We start from the raw sequence: 6,216 nt of genomic DNA on the forward strand, positions 1-6,216 counted from the left end.
GTTCTCGTCCGACCAAGGAGGGTTCGATGGCAGTCAACTCGGTGCTCTTCGTGTGTGTCAGCAACGCCGGTCGCTCACAGATGGCGGCAGGCTTCCTGACCCAGCTCAGCGGCGGCTCGATCGCCGTCGAATCCGCCGGTACCGAACCGGCAGACGCCCTCAACCCCGCCGTCATCGCCGCGATGCTCGAAGAGGGCATCGACCTGCGCGACGAGGAGCCGAAGGCGGTCAGCCCCGACCTGCTGTGGCAGGTCGACAAGGTGATCACCCTCGGCGTCGACCTGCGTCCGCTCAGCGGCGGCGTCCGGTTCGACGACTGGGATCTGCCGGAATCCGGCGGGCTTCAGCTGGCCGAACTCCGGCCGATCCGGGACGCGATCAAGGGCCGGGTGCTGACCCTGCTGGCCGAGTTCAACGCACCGGCCGCCGCCTGAGCCTCGGGGTCACTGCTCGGGAGACGCTCCGGATTTGGCTGGTTCGCGCCCGCCGACCAGCTTGAGGCCGATCATCGCCGCCACCAGCCCGGTGAGCAGCAACACCCGGACGGGACCCAGCGGGTCACCGAACGCGAACGCTCCGATCAGCACCGTGCCGACCGCGCCGATGCCGGTCCAGATCGCGTAGGCGAGCCCCAGCGGGATCGTCTTGATCGCCTTGGCGAGGCATTCGAAGCCGGCGACGGCGCAGACCAGGAACACCCACAGGAACCGCGAGTCCTGCTGTTCCAGCTTGAGCGCGGTGGTCATGCCGATTTCGAAGGCGCCGGCCACCAACAGCCAGAGCCAGCCGCTCATTCCCTGCCGCTTCATCCCAGCACCTTCAGTCCGATGATCATCGCCACCACGACGCCGAGCAGCCCCAGGGTGGCCGGCTTCAGCCGTTCGCCGAAGGCCAACGCTCCGACCAGCACGGTGCCGACGGCACCGATGCCCGTCCACACCGCGTAGGCGGTGCCGAGCGGGATCGTCTGCATCGCCTCGGACAGCAGGGTGAAGCTGATGCCGGCGCAGATCAGGAACGGGACGATGAACCATTTGCTGCGTTCCTCAAGCTTCAAGCACGTGGTGAAGCCCACCTCGAAGACACCGGCCGCCACCAGGGTGACCCAGGGATCCATCTCCCACCTCCTATTTCGCACGAATGTGCTGAAACATCTTTATAGCACAATCGTGCGACATCTGACAATTTCGCACGGGTGTGCTACAACTGGCGCATGCCTCGGGTGGTGGATCATCGGCAACGCCGTGACGAACTGGTCGACGCGGTCTGGCAACTGATCATCGAGCGCGGGCTGCCCGGCGCCACCATTCGTGCGGTGGCCGAGCGCAGCGGCTGGTCGAGCGGCGCGGTGCGGCACTATCTGCCCACCCGCGAGGCGATCCTCGACGCCGCGGCGCAGCGGGTCGGCGCAGTGATCGAGCAGCGGGTGCGGGCGGTCGATCCCTCGGCGCCGCCGCTGGACGTGCTGGCCAGCTTCCTGATCGCGGTGCTGCCCACCGACGAGTCGAGCCGGCGGGCGTCCGAGGTGTGGCTGGCCTTCGTCGGCCAGGCGGTGAGCGACCGCGCGATCGCCGACGCGCAGGGCATTCTGTACCGCGACCTGAACCAGCTACTGGTCGAGGTGCTGACGCAGGTGACGACCCTCGGTTACGAAGTGGGCGGCGGCCCGGACGCCGCGGCCGCCGAATTGCAGGCGCTGGTCGACGGGCTCACCGTGCACGTCCTGCTCGGACGGGTCGAACCCGTCCGAGCCGAGGACGTGCTGCGGGCGGCGGTGCGCCGGCTGGTGGTGCCCGTTACTTGACGGTGATCTTGTAGGACTTCGCGCTGGCCTTGACCTTGTCGGTGCCGGCGTAGGAGACCGTCAGGGTGTGCTTGCCCTTCTTCAGCTTGGGCAGCTTGATCTTGATCACGCCCTTGTTCTTGCTGGCCAGCTCGCCCTTGGCGATGGTCTTGCTGCCGTCGAGGACGTTCACGGTGCCGGTCGGCTTCGAGGTCGCCGACGTGCTCACCGTCACCTTGGCGGTGCCCTTCGAACTCTTCTTCTTGGTCTTCGAGTCGAACGACGCCTTCACCTTCGAGCTGAACTTCACCACCGTGAAGTGCACGTACTTGGAGGCCAGCGTGCCGCCGTCGTTGCCGGCCAGCAGCCGCACCCAGTAGGTGGTCGGGCTGTCATTCGGCGCGAGTGTGGTCGGCACGGTGAGCTTCACCGAGAACGAGCCGGACGCGTTGGGCAGGTTCGCCGCCTTCTTGGTTGTCACCGTGCCCGACCCGTCGAGGGTGCCGTCCGGCTTGCCGGAGGTGAACTTCAGCTCGCCGTCGTTCAGCTTGTAGGAGAGGAAGCCGCCGGAGGGACGCTGATCGAAGCCGGTGCCCTTGATGGTGATCGTGCCGCCCGGGGTCACCTCGACCTTCGAGATGGTCAGGGTGCCGTTGCCGGCTTCGGGACGCGGTGCCGCCACTGCGCTCTGCTGCGGCAGCAGGCCGCCGCCGAGCAGCGCAATGGCCGCTCCGGTCGCCACCAGCCGCGTCGCCCACCGGCCGAGACCCGGACGGGTCACGCTGTTGGTCGTCATGTCTTCTCCTCGCTCACAACCCCGGACAGGGGAACTTAGGTAAGCCTAACCATCAGCAGCTGGCAGGGAATGCGAGTCCCGGAGAATGTCTCACTCGGACGCGGTCAGCCGGCGGCTCCGGCTTCGGCGGTCATCGGGTCAGCAGTTCGTCGAGCTTGGCGTAGCCGTCGTTGACCCCGATCTCCATGCCGGAGGCGAGCCAGCCGTCCCGGCTCTCGAAGCTGTCGGTCAGCGAAGCGGCGTGCAGTCGGGTCCAGCCGTCGCCCAGGTCGGTCACGATCAGCGTCTCCAGTGCGACGCTCTCGGGCATGCCCTCCCAGGTGAAGGTCTGCACGACCCGGTTGTCGCTGACCTCGTGGAAACAGCCGCGGAACGCCTGCTGGTCGTGGTCACCCGAATTGAAGTAGCGCCAGCTGCCGCCGGTGCGGGCGTCCCAGTGGTCGATGGTCACCGTGCGGTAGTTGGGACCGACCCACTGGGTGAACAACTCGGGATCGACGTGGGCGCGGATCACCTGGGCCGGCGTGGCCCGGAAATCGCGGGTGATGTGGATCACCGGGACGACCGGGTCGGCTTCGATGGTGGCGGTGGTGAGGTGCTCGGTCATGATGGGTTCCCTTCTTCGGGTGTGGCCTCGGTGAGCGAGGCCAGGACGTTCTCCAGGCGCGAGTAGCGCTGCTCGGCGAGCCGGGCGTAGTGCTCCACCCAGTCGGTGAGCCGGCGCAGCGCGTCCGCCTCGAGATGGACGAGCCGGCGCTGGGCCTGCGGGCGCTTGGTGACCAGTCCCGCGGCGGCCAGCACGTTCAGATGCTTGGAGATCGCCTGGATGGTCATGTCGTAGGGGGCGGCCAACTCGCCGACCGTCGCGTCCCCGATCGCCAGCCGGGCGACCAGATCGCGCCGGGTGGGATCGGACAGGGCCGCGAAGGCCGCATCGAGCTGATCCGTCATGGATTTCTCTCTTCAACCGGTTGGTTGAATAACCGTACGACGGCGACGAATCTTTGTCAACCGTCCGGTTGAACAACAACCGGTGGCTGGGCCTCAGATATCGGCCAGGGCCTCGGTCGGGGATGCCTTCGCGGCACGGCGTCCGGGCAGCACGGACGCCAGCGCGGCGGCCAGGATGGCGACCGCCACCATGCCCAGGGTGAGCGGCAGATCGACGACCAGCCGGACGTCGGCGGCGACCTGCTTGGCCAGTGCGGTGGCCCCCAGCCAGCCGAAGTAGATGCCGGCGACCACTCCGACGGCGACGCCGACGACGGCCAGCAGCAAGGCTTCGATCAGCAGCATCAGCCGTAGTGAGCGGGCCTGCAGGCCGAGTGCCCGCATCAGCGCCGACTCGCGGGTGCGTTCCAGCACCGACAGGCCGAGGGTGTTGCTCACCCCGATCAGCGCGATCAGCACCGCTACACCCAGCAGCGCAGTGGTGATGGCCAGCAGCACGTTCAGCACCGATTCCATCGCGACCGCTTCGATGATCGCCCCGGTCACCTCGTACTGCCCGCCGTTGGTCAACTCCGAGACGGCGGTGGCGGCGGCGACGGCGTCGGCCCGGTTCGGCACCGACAGCCAGAGCATGGCGTCCGGGACCACCGCGCCGAGCCGGTTGAGGTTCGCGGTCGACACCATCGCTTGGCCGAGTGGCACGATCGGCGATTTCGCGACCTTCAGCCGGAGGCTGCCGGTGTGGCCCTTCAGCCCGACCTGCTGGCCGTCCTTCAACTCCCTCCAGTTGTCCGAGACGTAGATCTGGTCGTCGGCGATCGTGGCCGGTGCGTCGGCCGCGACCGCGGCGGCGTCCGGACCGTAACCGAGCACGGTCATTCCGTCGTAGGGGTCGTCGGCCGCACCGGTGAGGTCGGCGGACGCCGACGGCAGCACCGCTGCGCCGTCCACCCCGGCGACCCGCCGCAGCTGACCGACCAGCTCGCCGGGCAGCGACTTCGTCGCACCCCAGGTGCTGACCGAGATGTCCACCGGCCGCTGCCGATCGATCTGGTCGAGCATGGTGGCGCGGGCGCTCGCCGTGCCGACCTGCAGGGTGACGATCAGCCCGACCGCCAGCATCAGCGCGGTCGCTGTGGTCGAGGCCCGCCGCGGATTCCGGACGGCGTTCTGTGCCGCCAGCCGCGGGGTGACCCCGAAGCCGCGCACGAGCAGGCCGACCAGCCGCAACAGGCCCGGCACGAACAGCGGGGCACCGAACAGGACACCGATCGCCACCAGCGCACTGCCCGCGATCGCGATCTGCAGCGCGGCGCCAGTGCTCAGGCCGAGCACGCCGGCAACGACCCCGCCGACCACCAGCAGCCCGCAGATCACCCCGCGGACGATGCCCGCCCGGCGCTTCTCGTCGGACGCCGGCTCGGGCTGTAATGCCTCCAACGGCCGCACCCGGGTGCCGCGCAGCACCGGCAGCAGGGCGGCCAGCACGGTGATCGCCACGCCGACGCCGAAGGCGATCGAGAGGTCGACGGCGGGCAGGGCGAGCCCCCAGAACAGCGAGCCGGTCAGCGACGACCCGATCGCCGCCAATCCGGCACCGGCCAGCAGGCCGAGCGCCGAGCCGATCACGCCCAGGGCGAGCGCTTCCAGCAGGTACCGCCGTCGGATCTGGGCACCGCTCGCGCCGACCGCGCGGAGCAGCCCGATCTGCCGGCGGCGCTGCGCCAGCAGGATGGTGAAGGTGTTGGCGATGGTGATCATCCCGACCACGGCGGCGATCGCGGCGAACGCCCAGAGCAGGTTGCGGAAGGCGTCGAACTCACCGGTCAGCTTCTTCAGCGACTCGGCGCGCACCTGCTCGGCGGGCTGCACTTTCACGTCGGCGACCGAGCTGAGTGCGGCGCTGACGGTCTGCACCAGCGCGGTTGGATCGGTGCCGGGGGAGGCCTTGACGATCCAGGTTGCGGCGCTCTGATTGGGGTCGTCCCCCGACGCGGCGAAGGTGGCCGGCGCCACGTAGCCGGTCTGCAGGAACAGCGATTTCGGCTCGTCGGTGAGGCCCACCACCGTGAAGGTGGTGTCGGCGTACCCGGTCTCGAGCCGGTCGCCGATCCGTGCCTGCAAGCCCTTGGCGGCGTCCCGGCTCAGCGCCAGTTCACCGGCGGCCTGCGGCCAGCGTCCTTCCATGATCCGGGACCAGCGCAGCGGTTCGGACGGCAACACGATCAGCTCGGTCAGCGCCGTCGCGCGGCCGTTGCGCAGCGTGGTGGTCATGCTCAGGCTGGGTTCGGAGGCCTCGGCCCCGGCGACGCCGGTCAAGGCTTTGGCGACGGCGGCGCGGTCGGCGTCCGGGCCCAGGGTGACCACCACGTCCGCGGTGGAGATCGGCAGCGACTGAAGGCGCTGGAAGCCGTTGGTCTCGGTGGCCACCAGGATCGACGAGCCGGCCATGAAGGCCACGCTGATCGCGATGGCGATCACCGTGGCGACGAAGCGGGAGGGGTGGAACCGTAGCTCCCGCAGCACTTGCCGCAGCATCAGGCACCCAGCTTCCGCATGGCGTCCAGCACGGTGTCGGAGTTCGGGGCGTCCAGGTCGTCGACGATGCGGCCGTCGGAGAGGATGACCGCCCGGTCGGCGTAGGCGGCGGCGTTCGGGTCGTGGGTGACCATCACGATGGTCTGGC

At 69.1% G+C, this 6,216-nt stretch carries 8 protein-coding genes and 1 pseudogene; 2 read left to right on the top strand and 7 right to left on the bottom strand.

All coding sequences use genetic code 11. From position 1 onward, the window contains the following. The coding region (locus tag Q0066_RS14505) for a heat-shock protein HtpX (RefSeq protein WP_366521529.1) at window positions 1–434 on the top strand (434 nt) is incomplete at its 5' end. Between the two features lie 9 nt (window positions 435–443). Here the strand turns inward: Q0066_RS14505 and Q0066_RS14510 are convergent. After that, window positions 444–809, bottom strand: a complete 366-nt coding sequence (locus Q0066_RS14510; protein WP_298134123.1) for a multidrug efflux SMR transporter — start codon at window positions 807–809, stop codon at window positions 444–446. Beyond that, entirely contained in the window at window positions 806–1,117 is a 312-nt protein-coding gene (locus Q0066_RS14515) for a multidrug efflux SMR transporter (protein ID WP_298134126.1), read from the bottom strand. The genes Q0066_RS14510 and Q0066_RS14515 overlap by 4 nt, the downstream gene beginning before the upstream one ends. A gap of 96 nt (window positions 1,118–1,213) precedes the next feature. Here Q0066_RS14515 and Q0066_RS14520 point away from each other — a divergent pair, with 96 nt between their 5' ends. Further along, entirely contained in the window at window positions 1,214–1,804 is a 591-nt protein-coding gene (locus tag Q0066_RS14520) for a TetR/AcrR family transcriptional regulator (protein WP_298134129.1), read from the top strand. Here Q0066_RS14520 and Q0066_RS14525 read toward each other — a convergent pair. From Q0066_RS14525 to Q0066_RS14545, 5 genes and pseudogenes are all read right to left on the bottom strand, one after another. Next, window positions 1,797–2,579, bottom strand: a complete 783-nt coding sequence (locus Q0066_RS14525) for an Ig-like domain repeat protein (RefSeq protein WP_298134133.1) — start codon at window positions 2,577–2,579, stop codon at window positions 1,797–1,799. The genes Q0066_RS14520 and Q0066_RS14525 overlap by 8 nt on opposite strands. A gap of 130 nt (window positions 2,580–2,709) precedes the next feature. Beyond that, window positions 2,710–3,186, bottom strand: coding sequence for an SRPBCC domain-containing protein (locus Q0066_RS14530; RefSeq protein WP_298134136.1), 477 nt, complete (start codon window positions 3,184–3,186; stop codon window positions 2,710–2,712). Further along, window positions 3,183–3,530: a metalloregulator ArsR/SmtB family transcription factor gene (locus Q0066_RS14535; RefSeq protein ID WP_298134138.1), complete on the bottom strand. Its 348-nt coding sequence runs from the start codon at window positions 3,528–3,530 to the stop codon at window positions 3,183–3,185. Before Q0066_RS14535 ends, Q0066_RS14530 begins: the two co-directional genes overlap by 4 nt. Before the next feature lie 93 nt (window positions 3,531–3,623). Continuing rightward, a complete protein-coding gene (locus tag Q0066_RS14540) occupies window positions 3,624–6,068 on the bottom strand; it encodes an ABC transporter permease (RefSeq protein ID WP_298134142.1) in 2,445 nt (814 codons plus the stop codon). Continuing rightward, a pseudogene (locus Q0066_RS14545) lies at window positions 6,068–6,216 on the bottom strand (ABC transporter ATP-binding protein); the annotation flags it as partial. The pseudogene Q0066_RS14545 and the gene Q0066_RS14540, both read right to left, overlap by 1 nt.

Origin of the sequence: Micropruina sp., from assembly GCF_027492755.1 — a bacterium.
In the GTDB taxonomy this organism is placed as follows: Bacteria; Actinomycetota; Actinomycetes; order Propionibacteriales; family Propionibacteriaceae; genus Micropruina.